1 protein-coding gene is annotated in these 289 nt (G+C 32.9%); it reads right to left on the bottom strand.

Going from position 1 to position 289, the window contains the following annotated elements:
• The coding region (locus tag AYC59_RS01030; protein WP_245620598.1) for a hypothetical protein at positions 1-236 on the bottom strand (236 nt) is incomplete at its 3' end.
• Positions 237-289 lie beyond the last annotated feature (53 nt).

Raw genomic sequence — 289 nt, 5'->3', positions numbered from 1 at the left:
GTATCATTTAAACCATCATATTCATCTAAAGGTATACCTAATTTTGTATCTTCTGGGAATATTATTATGCCATCATTTCCTGGACCTACTTTTAATTCTGTTTCAGAACAAAGCATTTCATTTGACTCTTCTCCTCTTATCTTACCTTTTTTAATCACAAATTCTTTATCAAGTTCTGCACCTATTTGTGCCATTGCAACTGTCTCTCCTTCTTTATGATGAGTTGCACCACACACTACTTGTAATACTTCAGTTCTATTATCGACCTTTCATACAGTTAAATGATCAG

Origin of the sequence: Pseudostreptobacillus hongkongensis (genome assembly GCF_001559795.1) — a bacterium.
In the GTDB taxonomy this organism is placed as follows: Bacteria; Fusobacteriota; Fusobacteriia; order Fusobacteriales; family Leptotrichiaceae; genus Pseudostreptobacillus; species Pseudostreptobacillus hongkongensis.
This window is presented reverse-complemented; position numbering and strand designations above follow the sequence as displayed.